Annotated in this window: 17 protein-coding genes; 5 read left to right on the plus strand and 12 right to left on the minus strand. The window is 68.4% G+C overall.

The window, feature by feature from the left end:
• A partial coding sequence (locus tag C665_RS12890; protein WP_004313299.1) for a LysE family translocator occupies positions 1 to 342 on the plus strand: 342 nt, incomplete at its 5' end.
• A gap of 74 nt (positions 343 to 416) precedes the next feature.
• Here the strand turns inward: C665_RS12890 and C665_RS12895 are convergent.
• On the minus strand, positions 417 to 1,319 hold the full coding sequence (locus tag C665_RS12895; protein ID WP_004313300.1) for a LysR family transcriptional regulator: 903 nt from the start codon (positions 1,317 to 1,319) through the stop codon (positions 417 to 419).
• Between the two features lie 117 nt (positions 1,320 to 1,436).
• Here C665_RS12895 and C665_RS12900 point away from each other — a divergent pair, with 117 nt between their 5' ends.
• From C665_RS12900 to pdxH, 3 genes are all read left to right on the plus strand, one after another.
• On the plus strand, positions 1,437 to 2,675 hold the full coding sequence (locus tag C665_RS12900) for a benzoate/H(+) symporter BenE family transporter (RefSeq protein WP_004313301.1): 1,239 nt from the start codon (positions 1,437 to 1,439) through the stop codon (positions 2,673 to 2,675).
• Between the two features lie 79 nt (positions 2,676 to 2,754).
• Complete coding sequence (locus tag C665_RS12905; protein ID WP_004313302.1) at positions 2,755 to 4,173, plus strand: MATE family efflux transporter; 1,419 nt, start codon at positions 2,755 to 2,757, stop codon at positions 4,171 to 4,173.
• Between the two features lie 137 nt (positions 4,174 to 4,310).
• Positions 4,311 to 4,958: a pyridoxamine 5'-phosphate oxidase gene (gene pdxH / locus C665_RS12910; RefSeq protein WP_004313303.1), complete on the plus strand. Its 648-nt coding sequence runs from the start codon at positions 4,311 to 4,313 to the stop codon at positions 4,956 to 4,958.
• Positions 4,959 to 5,268: 310 nt separating this feature from the next.
• Here pdxH and C665_RS12915 read toward each other — a convergent pair whose 3' ends face one another.
• From C665_RS12915 to C665_RS12925, 3 genes are read right to left on the minus strand one after another with little or no spacing between them, the layout of a single operon-like run.
• Complete coding sequence (locus tag C665_RS12915) at positions 5,269 to 5,928, minus strand: LutC/YkgG family protein (RefSeq protein ID WP_004313305.1); 660 nt, start codon at positions 5,926 to 5,928, stop codon at positions 5,269 to 5,271.
• Complete coding sequence (locus C665_RS12920; protein WP_004313307.1) at positions 5,925 to 7,334, minus strand: LutB/LldF family L-lactate oxidation iron-sulfur protein; 1,410 nt, start codon at positions 7,332 to 7,334, stop codon at positions 5,925 to 5,927. The genes C665_RS12915 and C665_RS12920 overlap by 4 nt, the downstream gene beginning before the upstream one ends.
• Positions 7,335 to 7,337: 3 nt before the next feature.
• Entirely contained in the window at positions 7,338 to 8,135 is a 798-nt protein-coding gene (locus C665_RS12925; protein ID WP_004313309.1) for a (Fe-S)-binding protein, read from the minus strand.
• Between the two features lie 288 nt (positions 8,136 to 8,423).
• On the opposite strand from C665_RS12925, the gene fdhE reads away from it, so the two are divergent.
• On the plus strand, positions 8,424 to 9,335 hold the full coding sequence (gene fdhE / locus C665_RS12930) for a formate dehydrogenase accessory protein FdhE (protein WP_004313311.1): 912 nt from the start codon (positions 8,424 to 8,426) through the stop codon (positions 9,333 to 9,335).
• A gap of 513 nt (positions 9,336 to 9,848) precedes the next feature.
• On the opposite strand, the gene C665_RS12935 is transcribed toward fdhE, so the two are convergent.
• The 8 genes from C665_RS12935 to C665_RS12965 all read right to left on the minus strand — a co-directional run bounded on the left by C665_RS12935 (position 9,849) and on the right by C665_RS12965 (position 17,364).
• Positions 9,849 to 10,886: an enoyl-CoA hydratase/isomerase family protein gene (locus tag C665_RS12935; protein ID WP_004313313.1), complete on the minus strand. Its 1,038-nt coding sequence runs from the start codon at positions 10,884 to 10,886 to the stop codon at positions 9,849 to 9,851.
• Between the two features lie 2 nt (positions 10,887 to 10,888).
• Positions 10,889 to 13,093, minus strand: a complete 2,205-nt coding sequence (locus C665_RS12940; protein WP_004313316.1) for an OsmC domain/YcaO domain-containing protein — start codon at positions 13,091 to 13,093, stop codon at positions 10,889 to 10,891.
• A gap of 140 nt (positions 13,094 to 13,233) precedes the next feature.
• Entirely contained in the window at positions 13,234 to 13,749 is a 516-nt protein-coding gene (locus C665_RS12945; protein WP_004313317.1) for a hypothetical protein, read from the minus strand.
• Complete coding sequence (locus C665_RS20740; protein WP_144312179.1) at positions 13,746 to 13,991, minus strand: hypothetical protein; 246 nt, start codon at positions 13,989 to 13,991, stop codon at positions 13,746 to 13,748. Before C665_RS20740 ends, C665_RS12945 begins: the two co-directional genes overlap by 4 nt.
• Positions 13,992 to 14,329: 338 nt before the next feature.
• Positions 14,330 to 15,385 carry a type II toxin-antitoxin system antitoxin DNA ADP-ribosyl glycohydrolase DarG gene (darG, locus tag C665_RS12950; RefSeq protein WP_004313320.1) on the minus strand — a complete coding sequence of 352 codons (1,056 nt, stop codon included), beginning with the start codon at positions 15,383 to 15,385 and terminating at the stop codon, positions 14,330 to 14,332.
• A gap of 12 nt (positions 15,386 to 15,397) precedes the next feature.
• On the minus strand, positions 15,398 to 16,072 hold the full coding sequence (gene darT / locus C665_RS12955; protein WP_004313322.1) for a type II toxin-antitoxin system toxin DNA ADP-ribosyl transferase DarT: 675 nt from the start codon (positions 16,070 to 16,072) through the stop codon (positions 15,398 to 15,400).
• 3 nt (positions 16,073 to 16,075) lie between these two features.
• Positions 16,076 to 17,065, minus strand: coding sequence for a DUF5655 domain-containing protein (locus C665_RS12960; RefSeq protein WP_004313324.1), 990 nt, complete (start codon positions 17,063 to 17,065; stop codon positions 16,076 to 16,078).
• Entirely contained in the window at positions 17,062 to 17,364 is a 303-nt protein-coding gene (locus tag C665_RS12965) for a hypothetical protein (protein ID WP_245537168.1), read from the minus strand. Before C665_RS12965 ends, C665_RS12960 begins: the two co-directional genes overlap by 4 nt.
• Positions 17,365 to 17,504 lie beyond the last annotated feature (140 nt).

The raw sequence follows: 17,504 nt of genomic DNA on the forward strand, positions 1-17,504 counted from the left end.
GCGGAGGCCGATCCCGGCGCCGCGGGCGACGGCGGCGGCACGCCGGGCGCGGCCTTCGCCGCCGGCTTCCTCACCAATCTGCTCAACCCCAAGGTCGGCATCTTCTACCTGACCCTGCTGCCACAGTTCGTGCCGGCCGGAGTGCAGGTGGCGAGCTTCATCTTCCTGCTCGCCACCATCCACGTGCTCATGTCCCTGCTCTGGTTCGCCCTCCTGATCGCACTCGCGCGCCGCATCGCCCCGGTGCTGCGCCGTCCGGCGGTGATCGCCGGCCTGGATCGGCTCACCGGGCTGGTCTTCGTCGGCTTCGGCGTGCGCCTCGCGGTGGCGCAGCCGGGCTGATCGGGCGGCAGGTCCTCCGCGGACGCGGACGCGGCGAACGGGCACTCGCGCACGACAGGGCGGACGCGCCCGGCTCAGCCTGCCGCCGCTCCGCCGAAACGCTCCGCCAGCCAGTCGATGAACACCCGCACACGCGCGGACAAGGGCCGGTCCGCCGGGTAGAGCGCGTGCACCGGCAGCACGGGCGGCGGGAACGCGGGCAGGATCTCGACGAAGCGACCCTGCTCCAGCGGCTCGCGCACGTGGTAGTCGGGCACCTGGACGATACCGAAGCCGGCCGCACAGGCGGCCACGTAGGCACCGCCGTTGTTCACCGCCAGCCGCGAGCGCAGGCTGCGCAGCTCGATGCGGCCCTCCACCTCGAACTCCAGCGGCAGCGACTTCGCGGTGGAGGCGGAGACGTAATCCACCATCCAGTGCGCCTCCAGGTCCTCGAGGCCCTGCGGCAGCGGATGCTGCGCGAGGTAGCCCGCGCTCGCGCACGTCACCTGGCGCAGGCGTCCGAGCCGGCGCGCGTGCAGCGGCACGTCGCCGAGCTCGCCGATGCGCAGCACGCAGTCCACGCCCTCGCGGATGAGGTCGATCTGGCGGTCGCCGACGCTGATCTCGATGCGGACCAGCGGATAGCGCGTGTAAAAGTCGGGCAGGGCCGGGATCAGCAGCAGCCGGCAGAAGGAGTCGGGCAGGTCGATACGGATGCGCCCCTGCGGGTGATGCGCGGCCTGCGAGAACTCGGCCTCGGCGTCGTCGAGGTCGGCGAGGATGCGCAGGCAGCGCCGGTAGTAGCCCGCGCCGTCCACGGTCGGGGTGACCTGCCGCGTGGTGCGCGCGAGCAGGCGCACGCCGAGGTGGGCCTCGAGCTGCTGGATGATCTGCGTCGCCGACGCGCGCGGCAGGCCGAGCTGCTCGGCGGCGCGGCTGAAGCTGCCGAGCTCGACGATGCGGGTGAAGAGGCGCATGGCCTGCAGACGATCCATGGCGGCGATTATTCGTATAAACCAAATAGTGTAGTTGTTTTATGCGTCTTTATCTGTCGATAGCAAACAGCGATCATCCACAGCCCGACACCCTCGACCCCAGCCCCCTCGAACGCCATGCTCGCCCACCTCGAACGCCCCGCCGGCCCCGCCCCGGGGCTGCGCCGCATCCTCGACGACTTCGGCCTGACCTATTTCGCCAACGGCCTGATCGCCTTCATCTTTTCGGCGACCGGTCCGCTCGCCGTGATCCTGTCCGTGGGGACCCGCGGCGGCCTCAGCCAGGCCGAGCTGGCCTCCTGGGTGTTCGGCGTGTTCTTCGTGAATGGCCTGGTCACGCTCACGATGAGCCTGCGCTACCGGATGCCGCTCGGCTTTGCGTGGACGATCCCCGGCACCGTGCTGGTCGGTCCCGCGCTGCAGCACCTGAGCTTCGCCGAAGTGATCGGCGCCTTCTACGCGACCAGCCTGCTGGTGCTGGTGATGGGCGCCAGCGGCTGGGTCAAGCGGGTGATGTCGGCGCTGCCGATGCCGATCGTGATGGGCATGGTGGCGGGGGTGTTCCTGCGCTTCGGGCTGGACATCGTGCGCGCGCTCGACAGCGACGTGGCGATCGCCGCGCCGATGATCATCGCCTTCCTGCTGCTGTCGGCGAGTCCGGCGTGGGCGAAGCGCATGCCGCCGGTGATCGGCGCCTTGCTGATCGGCGCGCTGCTGATCGGTGCGCTCGGTCGTGTCGACACCTCGACGCTCGGCAGCCTCGCCTTCGCCCAGCCGGTGGTGCAGGCCCCGGTATGGTCGCTGGGGGCGCTGGTCGAGCTGGTCGTGCCGCTGGCGATCACCGTGCTGGTGGTGCAGAACGGCCAGGGGACCGCGGTGCTGAGGGGCGCCCAGCATGAGCCGCCGGTCAATGCGATTGCCGTCGCGTGCGGCGTCGGGGCGTTCTTCAGCGCGATGGTCGGCGCGGTCAGCACCTGCCTGACCGGCCCCAGCAATGCGCTGATGACCTCCTCGGGCAGGATGGACCGCCAGTACACCGCCGCGCTCACCTTCGGGCTCTTCGGCGTCCTGTTCGGCCTGCTGGCGCCGACCTTCACCGGCCTGATGCTGGCCGCCCCCAAGGAGTTCATCATGGTGCTCGGCGGCCTGGCCATGCTGCGGGTGCTGCAGGCCGCCTTCCTGGGCTCGTTCGGCGGCGGCAAGTTCACGCTCGGCGCGCTGGTGAGCCTGATCGTCACCGTCGCCGACATCGGCATGTTCAACATCGGCGCCGCCTTCTGGGGCCTGGTCGCCGGCTTCGGCGTATCCTGGCTGATGGAAAAGCACGACTTCACCGCGCTCGCCAACCGCGCCTGAGCCGCCGCGGCAGGCCTGCCCCCACCTGCATTCCGGTGCGGCGGGCCCCTCTCCGGGGGTCCGCCGGCGCCACCCCTCCATGAGCCCCTCCACCTCCGCCTCCCCCACCGGCACCCGTGCCATCGTCGGGCAGCTGCTCCACCTGGCGTGGCCGATCCTGATCGCCCAGCTGCTGTCGATGACGATGATGGTGGCGGACACCGTGATCGCCGGGCGCTACGGCACCGCGGACCTCGCCGGCGTCGCCATCGGCAGCAGCTACTACATCTCGGTGGTGATGCTGCTCACCGGCACCCTGCAGGCGATCTCGCCGACGATCGCACACCACGTCGGCGCCGGCCGCCAGGAGGCGATCGCCCCCGCGCTGCAGCAAGGCTTCTGGCTCGCGCTGCTGCTCGCCGGCCCCGGCATCGCACTGCTGCTCAACCCGGGCTTCCTGCTCGAGGCGGCGAGCGTGCCGCCCGCGGTCGCCGCCAAGGCCGCCGACTACCTCGCCGCGACCGCCTTCGGTCTGCCCGCACTGCTGCTCTACCGCAGCTTCTACGCCTTCAACAACGCGGTCGGGCGCCCGCGCGTGCTGATGGCGATCAGCGCGATCACCATGTCTGTCCACATCCCGCTCGCCTGGGCGCTCACCAACGGCGCGCTCGGCTTCGCGCCGATGGGCGGCACCGGCTGCGGCGTATCGACCGCGACGGTGCACTGGATCGCGCTCGGCTGCGGCTTCGCCTACCTGGTCTTCAACCCGGGCTACAAACCCTATCGCCTCTTCCACGCCTGGCAGGCGCCGCGCGCGCAGGCGCTCGGCCAGCTGCTGCGGCTCGGCCTGCCGATGGGGGTGTCGACCTTCATCGACATCAGCTCCTTCACCCTGATCGCCATCCTCGCCGCCCGCCTCGGCACCGAGACGGTGGCCGGGCACCGCGTCATCGCCAACTTCACCGGCATGATCTACATGCTGCCGCTGTCGCTGTCGATCGCCACCATGGTGCTGGTGGGGCAGTCGGCCGGCGCGCAGGACTGGCGCCGCGCGCGCCGCACCGCGCGGCTGGGGATGAGCCTCGCGCTCGGCTTCTCGCTGCTGGTGGGTGCGTTGCTGTGGATGCTGCGCGAGCCGCTGGTGGCGTTCTCGTCCGCCGACCCGGCGGTGCAGGCGGTCGCGCTCGGGCTGGTGGTATGGCTGCTGCTCTACCAGTGCTTCGACGCCCTGCAGACCGTCGCCGCCCACGCCCTGCGCGGCTACAAGGTCACGCTGCTGCCGATGCTGGTGCACAGCCTGTGCTTCTGGGGCATCGGGCTGGCGGGCGGCTACTGGCTCAGCTTCCACGCCCCCTGGCGCGCCAGCGCGCCGACGGTGGCCGGCTTCTGGGAAGCCTGCGTCCTGGCGACGCTGGCCGCCACCCTGCTCTTCGGCGCCCTGCTGCGCGCGGTCTCCCGCCGCCACGTGCGCGAAGCAGCCGTGCAGGAGCGCCGCGAGGCGCGAATGCGGCGGTGGTGATTGCGACGTGCGTCGATTGGCGAACCGCCGTGTTCGCGGCTTGCGCCGCTCCTGCATGGGAGAATCCTGACGCGCGGGGGGACGATTTGGCGACAATGGAGCCTGGTGACTTCCCCCGGCATCCCCTGGAAAGAACGATGAGCAAGCACACTCCCCTGTCCGATCTGCGCAAGAGCTACGAACAAGGCACGCTGGAAGAGCACGACTCGGCGAGCGAGCCCTCGAGGCAGTTCGAGGCCTGGCTGTCGCAGGCGCTCGAGCGCGGGCTGCCCGAACCCAACGCGATGACCGTGGCCACCGTCGGCGAGGATGGCCGGCCGTCGACCCGGCCGGTGCTGATCAAGGGCTGCGACGCGCGCGGCATCGTGTGGTACTCGAACTATCACAGCCGCAAAGGGCGCGAGCTCGAGGTACACCCCTTCGCCGCGCTGCAGTTCCACTGGGTGGAGATGGAGCGCGTGGTGCGCATCGAGGGCCGCGTCGAGAAGGTGTCGGCGGAGGAGTCCGACGCGTACTTCGCCAGCCGTCCGCTCGCCCACCGCATCGGCGCCTGGGCCTCGCCGCAGAGCGAGGTCATCGACGGGCGTAGCACGATCGTCTCGCGCGCCGCCGAGTACGGCCTCAAGTTCGGTCTCAACCCGCCGCGCCCGCCGCACTGGGGCGGCTACCGCCTGGTGCCGGACTACTGGGAGTTCTGGCAGGGCCGCAGTTCGCGCCTGCACGACCGCATCGCCTACCGCCTGCAGGCCGACGGCAGCTGGACGCGGCAACGCCTGGCACCGTAGCAGGACATCGGAGCGTGTCGTGGAAGGGCGCGAGCCGCGATCGGGCCTGGCAAGCACGGTGCGGGGATCGGATGCAGTATCGCGACTTGCGTCGCTCCCACGGGCCAGCCGAAGCCGAGTCGCTTCCCGCAGGCGCGACGCGAGTCGCGATCACGGCGGATGAGCCAGCGCGGCGCGGGGTGCGGGCGCTGTATCGCGACTTGCGTCGCTCCTACCGGCCAGCCGAAGCCGCGTCGCTTCCCGCAGGAGCGACGCGAGTCGCGATCACGGCGGATGAGCCGGCGCGGCGCGGAATCCGGGCGCGGCGCACTCAAGCGGCGGGCAGATCCTCCACGACCACCACATGCAGATACCGCGGCCCGTGCGCGCCGAGCACCAGGCTGCCCTCGATGTCGGTGGTGCCGCTCGCGCCGGTGATGATGTTGACGTTGCGCGGCGGGCGCTGGCCGGCGGTGGCCTTCGCGTAGTCGTCGAGGTAGGCGAGCACCGTGCTTGCGCGCACCATCACCAGGTGGTGCAGGGGCAGGAAGTTGGCGAGGATCGGCGTCTCGGCATCCGAATGGAAGACCAGCGAGCCGGTCTCGGCGATGCCCCAGCGCGCGCAGCCCACCGCCAGGGTCTCGTCGGGCGCGACGCGCTCGTGCAACTCGAAGCCCGACCAGTCGAGCGCCTGCAGCACCGCCGCCGGCTGCAGCGCGATCGCCGCGGGCAGGCCGCGCGCCTCGAGATAGCGCGCCACCGCGGCCGGCAGCTCGCGCGCGTCGGCGATGCGCTCGGCGGTGGCCGCGACCTTGGGGGTGACCAGGCGCGCGATGAAGGCCTCCACCAGATCGTCGGCGAGCAGGCCGGGGCGGATCGCCGGCAGGTCCTCGAGCAGGGCGTCGGCCTCGCGGCGCCGCGCCGCGGGGTCGACCGTGCGGTGACCGAGGCCGCCGCGCACGGCGTTGAGAATGGCTTCGCGCGCGCTCATCGTGTGTTCTCCTGATCCTTGACCATCTCCATGAAGGTGCGCTTCGCCGGCGCGGGGAACTCGCGGTACGCGGTCCACGCGCCCAGCCCGGGCATGCCGCGCACGAGCCCGCCGCGGCTGAAGAGCCGCATCACCCGCACGGCGATCGCCGTGCCCAGGCGGTACAGCCGCGGGTGGCTGGCGACGAAGGTGTGGATGCCCAGGCCGAAGCGCACCACCGCGGGCTCCAGCCCCTCGCGCCACGAGCGGTCGCGCCAGCCGCGCAGCAGGGTGGGCAGCGGGATCGCCACCGGGCACACCTCCTGGCACTTGCCGTTCATCGTGCACGCGTGCGGCAGGTCGCGGGACTTCTCCAGGCCGTCGAACACCGGCGTCAGCACCGCGCCCATCGGGCCCGGGTAGGTACCGCCATAGACGTGACCGCCGAGCTGGCGGAACACCACACAGTGGTTCATGCAGGCGCCGCAGCGGATGCAGCGCAGCATCTCCTTCATGCCCTCGCGCAGCATGCGGCTGCGGCCGTTGTCGACCAGCACGATGTGGAATTCTTCCGGCCCGTCGCGATCGCCCGCCTGCTTCGGCCCGCAGTGGAAGGTGGTGTATTGGGTGACGTCCGCGCCGGTGGCCGAGCGCACCAGCAGGCGCAGCATGGCGATCGCGTGGCCCATGCTGGGGACGAGCTTCTCGATGCCCGCGGTGACGATATGCACCCGCGGCGGCGTGGTGGTGAGCTCGGCGTTGCCCTCGTTGGTGACGGTGCAGGTGGCGCCGGTGTCGGCGAGCAGGAAATTGGCGCCCGAGATGGCGACGTCCGCCGACAGGAACTTGTCGCGCAGCTCGCGCCGGGCGCTGTCGACCATGGCCTCGATGGTCTCCTCCTGGTGCGGCGCGCGGTGCAGGCGCTTGAACATCTCCGAGACCTGCTCGCGCGTGCGGTGCATCGACGGCCACACGATGTGCGAGGGACGGTCGCCACCCAACTGCACGATGTGCTCGGCGAGGTCGGTCTCGACGCGCTCGATGCCGGCTTCATCCAGCGCGTGCGGCAGGCCGATCTCCTCGCCCAGCATCGACTTGACGCGCGTCACGCGCTTCGCGCCCGCCTCCTTGCACAGGCGCACGACGATCTGCGAGGCCTCCTCGGCGGTCGCGGCCCAGTACACCTTGGCGCCCGAGGCGATGGCGTTGCGCTCGAACTCGAGCAGGTAGTGGTCGAGGTTGGCGATCACGTGATCCTTGATGCGCTTGCCGCGCTCGCGCGCCGCCTCGAACTGCGGGAACTGGCTCATCGCCACCGCGCGCTTGCGCTCGGCGGTGCCGGTGGTACGGTCGATGGCGATCTTGAGCGTGGGGTCGGCGAGCGCACGCTCGGCGCGCGCCTTGAAGGAGAGCGTGGCCTCTTCCATGACTCAGCCCTCCTCGCCGATGGCCGGACCGCCGCCCATGCCGGCGAGCACCTCGGCGGCGTGGAAGGCGCGCACGTTCGAGCCCTTGCGCTTGAGCTTGCCCGCCATGTTCATCAGGCAGCCAAGGTCACCGCCGAGCAGCAGCTGCGCGCCGCTGCGCTCGATGGCCTCGGCCTTCTCGCCGACGACCGCGTTGGAGATCGCCGCATATTTGACGCAGAAGGTGCCGCCGAAGCCGCAGCACACGTCGTTGCCTTCGAGCGGCTTCAGGGTGAGCCCGGCGACCTGACCGAGCAGCGCACGCGGCTGGTCGTGCACGCCGAGCTCGCGCAGGCCCGAGCAGCTGTCGTGGTAGGTGAAGCTGGTGTCGAGCTTCACGTCGGCGGGCGCGTAGCCCATCACGTCGACCAGGAAGCTCATCAGCTCGAAGCTGCGCTCGCCCAGGCGGCGTGCGCGCTCGGCCCAGGCCGGGTCGTCGGCGAGCGCCTCGGCGTAGTGCACCTTGGTCATGCCGATACAGGAGCCGGAGGGCGCGACCACGTAGTCGTAGCCCTCGAAGGTCTCGATGAAATGGCGTGCCAGCGTGGCCGCGTGCGCGGTGTCGCCGCTGTTGAAGGCGGGCTGGCCGCAGCAGGTCTGCGCCTGCGGCACCTCGACCCGGCAGCCGGCATCGCGCAGCAGCTTGAGCGCGGCGAAGCCGACGCTGGGGCGCATCGCGTCCACCAGGCAAGTGGCGAACAGCGCGACGCGCGGCGAGACCGGGCGCGAATCGGAGCGCGAGACGCTTGGGGGCGCGTTCATGGGGGTCTTCCTCCAGGTTGTCCGGGCGATCGTCCGCGGGCGTTCGGCACGCCGCGAAGGGGCCAGGCCCCGGCAGCACCGCCTCCTCGCCACGTCGGACAGAATACGATTGTTTTTCGTGGTGCGGCGCGGATTCGGGACCGATCTACGGGCAAACCCTGAAGGGCCCCGGCGTCACGCCTGCAACGCCGTCGCGACCTCCAGCGAGGGGTGGTTTCTGCATGTCCGGCTTGCATTCGGCACGCTACTGCGCCGATCATCGCGTGCGCTTTTCCATCCAGAGACAACATGAACACCCAAGCCATCGAACTGCCGCCCTCGGGCGAAGCCGCCGCCGTCCTCCTGCCCGATCCGGGCACCGTCTTCCTCGCGCGTGCCGAGCGTTTCGACGCCCTCGCGCTGCACCACGGCCTGGGCGAGTGGCTCGTCTTCCTCGGCAGGCTGTCGCATGCCCAGCATGCGGCGCTGCAAGCCTCGGCACAGGACATCACGCCCCCGGCGGAAGACGTCCTCGAACGCGCAGCCAAGCACCGCATGCCGCCGATCAGCGTGGCCTCGTACCAGCGCCCCGCGGTGTGGCGCGAGATCCTGCGCAACCTCGTCGGCGACCTGCTGGAGAACGCGCCAGTGGGCGCGCGCGAGACGCTCGACGGGCTGCTCGTCACCAGCGCCGAGGAGCTCGACAAGCTGGGCGAGAAGCTGCTCAACGGCGAACCCGAGGGCGCCGACATGGCCCGTCTGCCCTACGTCGCGGCGGCGATGCAGGTGGTGTTCACCGCGCTCGCCAGCAAGCTCGACGCCGGCGCGCTGCCGCTGATGGAAGCCCACAGCACCTGCCCGGTGTGCGGCAGCCACCCGGTGGTCAGCGTGATCCGCAGCGACGGCCCGACCGCCGGCCTGCGCTACGTGCATTGCACGCTGTGCAACACCGAGTGGCACGTCCCGCACGCCACCTGCGTGAGCTGCGGCGACCGCGACAAGATCACCCTGCACGAGATCGACGGCGACGACGGCATCGCGCGCGCGGAGTCCTGCGGGTCCTGCGAGAGCTACACCAAGCTCATCGTCCAGCCGAAGAACGTGCGCGTCGACCCGATCGCCGACGACCTCGCCTCGGTGGCGCTGGACATGCTGGTCGACGACGCGGGTTTCGTCCGCAGCGGGCCGAATTACCTGCTCATCGGCGCCGGGGAGTCGTAACAACGCCAAGGCAGTGCGGGGGCGGCGGCGCGGGTTTCGGGCGTGGAGGATCGCGACTTGCGTCGCTCCTACCGCTAGGGCCGACCGCCAGCCGCGGCGGTTTTGCAGGAGCGACGCGAGTCGCGATTGCGGCGGTACGGCGACGATGGCGCGGGTTTCCGGCGCGGAGGATCGCGACTTGCGTCGCTCCTACCGCTGGGGCCGACCGCCAGCCGCGGCGGTGCTGTAGGAGCGACGCGAGTCGCGATTGCGGCGGTACGGCGGCGATGGCGCGGGTTTCGGGCGCGGAGGATCGCGACTTGCGTCGCTCCTACCGCTGGGACCGACCGCCCGCCGCAGCGGTCTTGCAGGAGCGACGCGAGTCGCGATTGCGGGGGTGCGGCGGCGATGGCGCGGGTTTCGGGCGCGGAGGATCGCGACTTGCGTCGCTCCTACCGCTGGAACCGACCGCCAGCCGCGGCGGTCTTGTAAGAGCGACGCGAGTCGCGATTGCGGCGGCGGCGAGTCTGCCCTTCAGCCGAAGAAGGCCTCCACCTCTTCGCGACCGACCTCCTCCACCGTGCGATGCCGCCAGCGCGGGTTGCGGTCCTTGTCGATCAGCAGCGCGCGAATGCCTTCCATGGTGTCGCCGTGCGCGAAGCTGTACTCCATCATCGTCCGCTCCATGCGGAAGCAGTCCTCCAGGCCCAGCCGGCGTCCGCGCTGCAGCTGCGCGAAGGTCACGCACAGCATCAGCGGCGAACGCTGCGCCAGCAGCCCCTGCGTGCGCTCCACCCACGGCCGCAGCAGCGGATCGGTCTCGCCGGCGAGCGCGGCGAGGATCTCTTCCACGCTGCCATGGCCGAAGTGGCGCTCCACCGCGGCGAGTACCGGCGCGGTCAGCAGCGAGGGGATCTTCGTCTGCGTCGGCGCCGCCGGCCAGGCCTCGGCATCGATCGTGGCGATCAGCGCCCGGAGGTCGGCGAACAAGGCGCTCGGCACCAGGCGGTCGGCGAGGCCGCTCGCCACCGCGTCGGCGCCGCTCAGGGTGTCGCCGACCACCCCGATGTAGACGCCCAGCGCCGGCGGCAGGCGCGACAGGAAGTAGCTCGCGCCCACGTCGGGAAAGATCCCGATCGCCGTCTCCGGCATCGCCATGCGCGTGCGCTCGGTGACCAGGCGGTGCGTGCAGCCCTGCGAGATCCCCATGCCGCCGCCCATCACCACGCCGTCCATGAGGGCGATCGTGGGCTTGGGGTAGCGGTGGATGCGGCAGTCGAGCGCGTATTCCTCGTCGAAGTAGCACACCAGCTCCGGCGCACCCTGGCGCTGCAGCTCGTACAACGCGCGCACGTCGCCGCCGGCGCAGAACGCACGCTCGCCGCTGCCGCGCAGCAGCACCGCGCGGATCGCCGGGTCGTGCGCCCAGGCGTCGAGCTGGCGGGTGAGCGCGCGCACGGTGGCGAGATCGAGCGCGTTGAGCACGGCGGGACGATTCAGGGTGAGTACGCCGACGCCGTCGATGAGGTCGACCAGGACGTTGGCGGGCGACGCGGTCTCGGGGAGCAGCATGTCTACGCGGACACGCCCGCCGCGCGTGCCCGCGCCCGGTGCAGCTTGCGGTAGCTGTCGATCAGGCGCTGGTGGCGGTCGAGCCCTTCGAGCTTCATGCTCGTCGGCGTCAGGCCATGGAAGCGCACGCGGCCCTCCACCGAGCCGATCACCGCGTCCATGCGCGCGTCGCCGAACATGCGGCGGAAGTTGGCCTCGTAGTCTTCCAGCGCCAGCTCGTCGTCCAGCATCACCTCCAGCACCACGTTCAGGGCCTGGTAGAACAGCACCCGATCGACCGTGTTGTCGTTGTATTGCAGGAAGGCCTCGACGCGCTCCTTCGCCTCTTCCAATTGCTGCAGGGCGAGATGGATCAACAGCTTCAGCTCCAGGATCGTGAGCTGACCCCACACCGTGTTTTCGTCGAACTCGATGCCGATCAGCTCGATGATGTCGGTGTAATCGTCGAGCTCGCTTTCTTCCAGGCGCTCGAGCAGGGCTTCGAGGGCCTCATCGTCGAGGCGATGCAGGTTGAGGATGTCGGCGCGGAAGGCCAGCGCCTTGTTGGTGTTGTTCCAGATCAGGTCATCCACCGGATAGACCTCGGAATACCCCGGCACGACGATGCGGCAGACGGTGGCGCCGAGCTGGTCGAACACCGCCATGTACACTTCCTTGCCCATGTCCTCGAGGATGCCGAACAGGGTCGCGGCTTCCTCGGCGTTGGACCTTTCACCGTGGGAAGAGAAATCCCATTCGACGAACGGGTAATCGGCCTTGGCGCTGAAGAAGCGCCACGACACCACGCCGCTCGAATCGATGAAGTGCTCGACGAAATTATTCGGCTCGGTGACCGCGTTGCTCTCGAAGGTGGGCGCGGGCAGGTCGTTGAGGCCCTCGAAGCTGCGCCCCTGCAGCAGCTCGGTCAGGCTGCGCTCCAGCGCCACCTCCAGGCTCGGGTGCGCCCCGAACGAGGCGAACACGCCGCCCGTGCGCGGGTTCATCAGGGTCACGCACATCACCGGATACTTGCCGCCCAGCGACGCATCCTTCACCAGCACCGGAAAGCCCTGCGCCTCCAGCCCCTGGATGCCGGCCACGATGCCGGGATACTTCGCCAGCACCTGCGGCGGCACGTCGGGCAGCGCCATCTCGCCTTCGATGATCTCGCGCTTGACCGCGCGCTCGAAGATCTCCGACAGGCACTGCACCTGCGCCTCGGGCAGCGTGTTGCCGGCGCTCATGCCGTTGCTGAGGTAGAGGTTGTCGATCAGGTTGGTGGGGAAATACACCACCTCGCCGTCCGACTGGCGCACGTAGGGCAGCGCGCAGATGCCGCGCGCCACGTTGCCGGAGTTGGTGTCGTACAGATGCGAGGCGCGCAGCTCGCCCTCGGGGTCGTAGATCTCCAGGCAATACTCGTCGAGCAGCCCGGCCGGCAGCGCATCCTTGCGGCCGGGCTTGAACCAGCGCTCGTTGGGGTAATGCACGAACGCCGCGTCGGCGATGTCCTCGCCCCAGAACTGGTCGTTGTAGAAGTGGTTGCAGTTGAGGCGCTCGATGTATTCGCCCAGCGCCGACGCCAAGGCGCTCTCCTTGCTCGCCCCCTTGCCGTTGGTGAAGCACATCGGCGAATGCGCATCGCGGATGTGCAGCGACCACACGTTGGGCACGAGGTTGCGCCACGACGCGATCTCGATCTTGATGCCGAGGTCCGCCAGCAGCTTCGACATGTTGGCGATCGTCTGCTCCAGCGGCAGATCCTTGCCGAGGATGTAGGTGTGGGCGTCCGGATCCGGATTCAGCGTCAGCAGGGCCTGCGCATCGGCGTCCAGGTTCTCCACCTCCTCGATGACGAACTCCGGCCCGGTCTGCACCACCTTCTTCACGGTGCAGCGCTCGATCGAGCGCAGGATGCCCTGGCGGTCCTTGGCGGAGAGGTCCTCCGGCAGCTCGACCTGGATCTTGAAGATCTGCTTGTAGCGGTTCTCGGGGTCGACGATGTTGTTCTGCGACAGGCGGATGTTGTCGGTGGGGAGGTTGCGGGTGTCGCAGTACAGCTTCACGAAGTAGGCCGCGCACAAGGCCGACGAGGCCAGGAAATAGTCGAACGGCCCCGGCGCCGAGCCGTCGCCCTTGTAACGGATCGGCTGATCGGCGATCACCGTGAAGTCGTCGAACCTGGCTTCGAGGCGAAGCTTGTCGAGGAAGTTGACCTTGATTTCCATGAGGGGGAAGGAATCCTGAAAGGGCGTGAACACGCGTCGGGCGGCATTATCGCCGGTTTCGCGGGGGCGGACGGGGTTCGGGGCGGGCTGCGGCTCCTGCAGGAGCGCCGCAAGGCGCGAACGCGGCCGCGCCGAGACGCCTACGTGGGCTTCGTGCGCTTCGACTGTGGCAGCTCGACGAAGGCGATGCAGTTCACCAGGTTCCACACCGCCAGCATCGCGTACTTGTCGGACTCGTCGGCCGCGATCTCGCCCAGCCACTTCGACGTATCGCTCGCCACGTAGGCTGCCAGCCCCTTCTCGGGGTGCGCGGCGATATAGCGCCGAAGCGCGCGACTGCGCAGCGACGGGGCGATGTCCTCGCCGAGGCGCGTCGCCGCCACGAAACGCGCGAGCTGGCGCTCCTGCTCGTCCTCCGTGATGACCGGCCAGGCCAGCCCGGACGCCTTCATCGCCTGGAAGCAGACCAGCAGCACCCCGACGGCGAACTCGACCCTCTCCATCGGCACCCCGAGCCGGGGCAGCGCCAGGATCGAGCCCAGCATGTTCGGCTGCATGCGGAAGATCTCGTCGGCGAGACGCTCTTTCTGCGCGCGGTCCATCGCCTGAACGGCATCGACGGCCTTCGCCACCGACTCGGTCGACAACCGGCTCATTCGACACCTCCGCGCGATCCGCACGCAAACCGCTCACCAGACCCACCGCATGCTCGGCCGCGGCCGCCCACACGCGCTCGGCGCCAGCCGGCAAGGGCGACGGCTGCCTGTGCGCGGACGACGCGGAGGATCATCCGCCGGTGTTCAGCGTCGAGAGGCTGCGCGCAGAACGCGTCGGTCAGCGCGGCGATGGCGGCAAACTTCTCCGTCATGGCCTTGGAAATCCGCTCGGTGGTTGTCATCGGCAAAAAGGCAGTGGATGGGGCTCGGCATTGTCGCAGAGCCGCAAGGTCGGCAGGGCTGCGGGTGGAGGACTGGGTTAGTGCGATGAACGCCTGATTTGCGGGTGGCGGCGTTACGGACTCGTCGACATCCTTTGCTGGCGCAACGGCAATCGTCGTTCGAGCGGAGCGGCTCGTGGTCGGCCGGAGCTGCCGGCCGGCTTGCTTAGATTGAACGGCGCCAATCTCGTCGAAACTTGCCGCACGATGCTCAGCGTGGGCGAACGACAGGTCCTCTATCCCGCGAAAACGGCCTGGGTTAGGCACAGACGTTGGGCGATGCCTACGGTGCATCTCTGCTACGGAAAAGCGCTAGACGAAAGCCAGCCTTCCTCAGCAAGCCGATGCCAAGCAAACTTAACGTGATCGGGCTGCATGAGCAGCTTCTTCCGATCGTTCCAGCCGTGCACCGCCGTAATCGCTTCATCGACCGAGCGTACGCCGGGCTCGTGTGCCGCGACCCAGTGAACCGAGGCCAACAGTTCCATGCCATACGACGATTGGTAGCCATCGATAAGCCGCCCCACGCGCTCAACACGGGCTGAGAGCGCCGAATGGCCTTCGTTTGCGATGAACGCCTCGGCTTCGGCAAGTGCGTCTTCCGTGGGCTCGATTTCGGCTTCGACAACACCATCGCCCAGGCCGCGAATGAAGTGCCCTTCCATCGTGTTCAGCGCGTGGCGTAGCGTGTCGGAGTACGGACCGTAGTGGTGCTTCACAAACTGAAGCTGCAGCGGCTCGCCGGCCTCCTGCAGAAAGTACGCAAGCTTCTGAACCTCGATCTTGGATAGCCCGTAGTTCAGCTCACCGTACGTGCTCAAGACCTTGACGATTGCTGCCCGGCCGGGCGTCATGCGGGGACGCTTGGTCCGAACTTCCATCGTCTTTGGATTGGGCGCACCCCCAGGTTCGAAGAGTCGCACTTCAACATCGGGAAGCGCTTCGAATGAAGCTTCGATCAAAGGCCGCACTTGGGTCCAGTCTAGCCCACCGTTCCCGCAACCTAGCGGCGGGATGGCAATTGACCGAATGCCGAGGCGCCGCACCTGCGTCACTAGGTCGATCAAACCGTCGCGGATGAACGCCATCCTAGAGGCGCCGCGCCAATGGTCCTTGGTCGGGAAGTTGATGATGTAGTTCGGCTTGACTAGGCCGCCTGAGTCGTGGATGAACATTCGGCCCGGACGCACTTGCCCCGCCTTGCAAGCTGCCGCGTACTCAGCAAAATTGTCCGGCCACTTGTTCTTGAATTGCAGCGCGATGCCCTTGCCCATCACGCCGACACAGTTCACCGTGTTCACGATGGCGTCGACATCGTCCTGCTTCAGCAGATCACCTTGCGTGAGCTTGATCATGATGGGCTATCCTCAGAAGTACCAGGCCGGCATGATGTCGACCGTCAATGCTACGCCGGCCTGGGCCAGCAACGCCAGTACCTGCGCTTGCCGCGCGGCGTCGATCACGCCCAAGCGAGTCATGCAGTCAAGGGGAACATTGTCCCTCACCAGAAACTCGGCCTGCCGACGCTCCATCCGGTCGGCGTACCGTGCAACGGCCGGATTGTTCTGCCAGAACTTGCAATAGCCGTCGAGCTGCGGCGCTTCGGTCATCAAGTCCCAGGCAACGGCCGTGTCCAGGTGGGCGAGATCGGTGTACGGGGTGCTGAAAGCCAGCGTTGCGTTGCGGTCATAGAAGACGAACGGGCGGCCTCTGGCCACCAAGCACTGCACGGTAGTCTCGAAGTGAACGATGTCAGTCTGCCGCCACTGACATCCCGCGACCCGGCCGCCGTTGATGGCGAACAGCATCGGCGACCGCGGCGCGAAGTAGAACGGCACGAAGTCGTGCACCAACCCGCCCGGCGGATTGGGCACAGCACGCACGGCCCGCGCTCCCTGGGCGCCTGCATGAGCGATGTTCTGGTAGTTGATGCCTGCCGCAGCGCCACCGTTCTTCGACAGCAGCGCCCCGGCAGCGAAGATTGCCGGCAAGTTGGCGATCGCAGTGATGTGGAACAGTCGCGTTGGGTACGGTGCTGGCATCGATCAGCTCCCGTACCCGGAGGCGGACGTTGCCGCTACCGCGCGCCCCTCATACGCCATCAGGATCAGCGGTTTCACGGCATCGAGATCCGCCTGAGACGCCAGAGCCAGTTCCAGGTCGCCGGTCCCCCAATGCCCTTGCTGCCGAACATCCCGCCCATTCGACGGCAGCGGCTGCACTTGATCGGGGTCGACGTGCAGGTAAAGGAGCGACCGAGCCCTTTGCGGCACCACCGTGGCGAAGTTCTTCAGGCGCTTGAAGGCCACGTAGAGCTTGAGCTCCTTGCGCTGCACGTCGTCGCCCAGCGACAAGACGTGCCCCTCCAGCGATGCCACCAGCTCGCAGAGGTGCGGCGGCAACAGCGGAAGCCAGTCGGCGTAGGAACGGTCGCCGCCCGCACCTTTGGCGCTGGTGGGCTCTGCCGCTGGCGCAGGCGCTGCCTTGGCTGGCTTCACGGCCTTGGTTGTCGTCGCCTTGCCCGCATTGGCGCTGGCCGCGTTGGCCAGCTCCAGCAGCAGCAACTCGTCGCCGAAGCGCCGGTAGCGAATCAGCTCGATGTTGCGGTTGATCTGCTGAACCGCATGCCCGTCGTACTTGGTGAAGTCGGCCGCGATGCACACCAGCCGCGGCGCGGTCCAGTCGATGGCATCGGCCGCGGGCTTGCCCAACTGGTCCATCACCAGCAGCTTGAACTCGGCCTGGTGGTCCATCAGCCAGTCCAGGTAGAACAGGCCCTGGTTGATGACGTTCTCGCCGACCGAGCGCTTGTATTCCAGGATGACGGGGCAGTTGTTCTCGTCCAGGCCCAGCGAGTCGATCCGGCCTGCGTGGGTCTTGCCGGTGGAGTATTCGGTGGCCAGGAAACGGATGCCGAGCAGGGTGTCGAGGTTGGCCTCGATCAGCGTCTGCAGCGGCTTCTCAAGGTCGGAGGCGTCACCTTGGAGTTCTAACGCCTTGCCGGACTGCAGGCGAAAAAGCTTGATGTCACTCATGCTGCCTCCTGGCCTTGTTCGAGCCGGAGGCACAAGTCTTCGTACCCCATCAACTTGAGCTGAGCTCGCGCGGCCGACGCGAACGGGCGGTCCGGCTTGGTCAGACGCTGAAGCATGTCCAGCTGACTATCAGCGCGCAGGTGCAGCGACACGAATGCAGACGCTGCCGCGCTCAATTCTGCTGCCGTCTTGTTCTGCACAACGAGCTCGACGATCTCTTGAACTAAGCGCATGGCGCCTTGCCGCGCGGAGACGAGACCTGGAAGGTCCAGCCCCAGGAGTCTGACCGTGTCATGCACACGGGTTCTCTCGTACTCGCCCAAACAGAACCGGGTCGGTCCCATCCTTCCGGTGGCGGTGCCCAGCGTCAATTACCTTGGCCGGTCGACGTCAATTATCCTGGCCGGTGGAAGCGAGGCATGAGGGGTTCAGCCTTTCG

Origin of the sequence: Thauera aminoaromatica S2 (assembly GCF_000310185.1) — a bacterium.
In the GTDB taxonomy this organism is placed as follows: Bacteria; Pseudomonadota; Gammaproteobacteria; order Burkholderiales; family Rhodocyclaceae; genus Thauera; species Thauera aminoaromatica.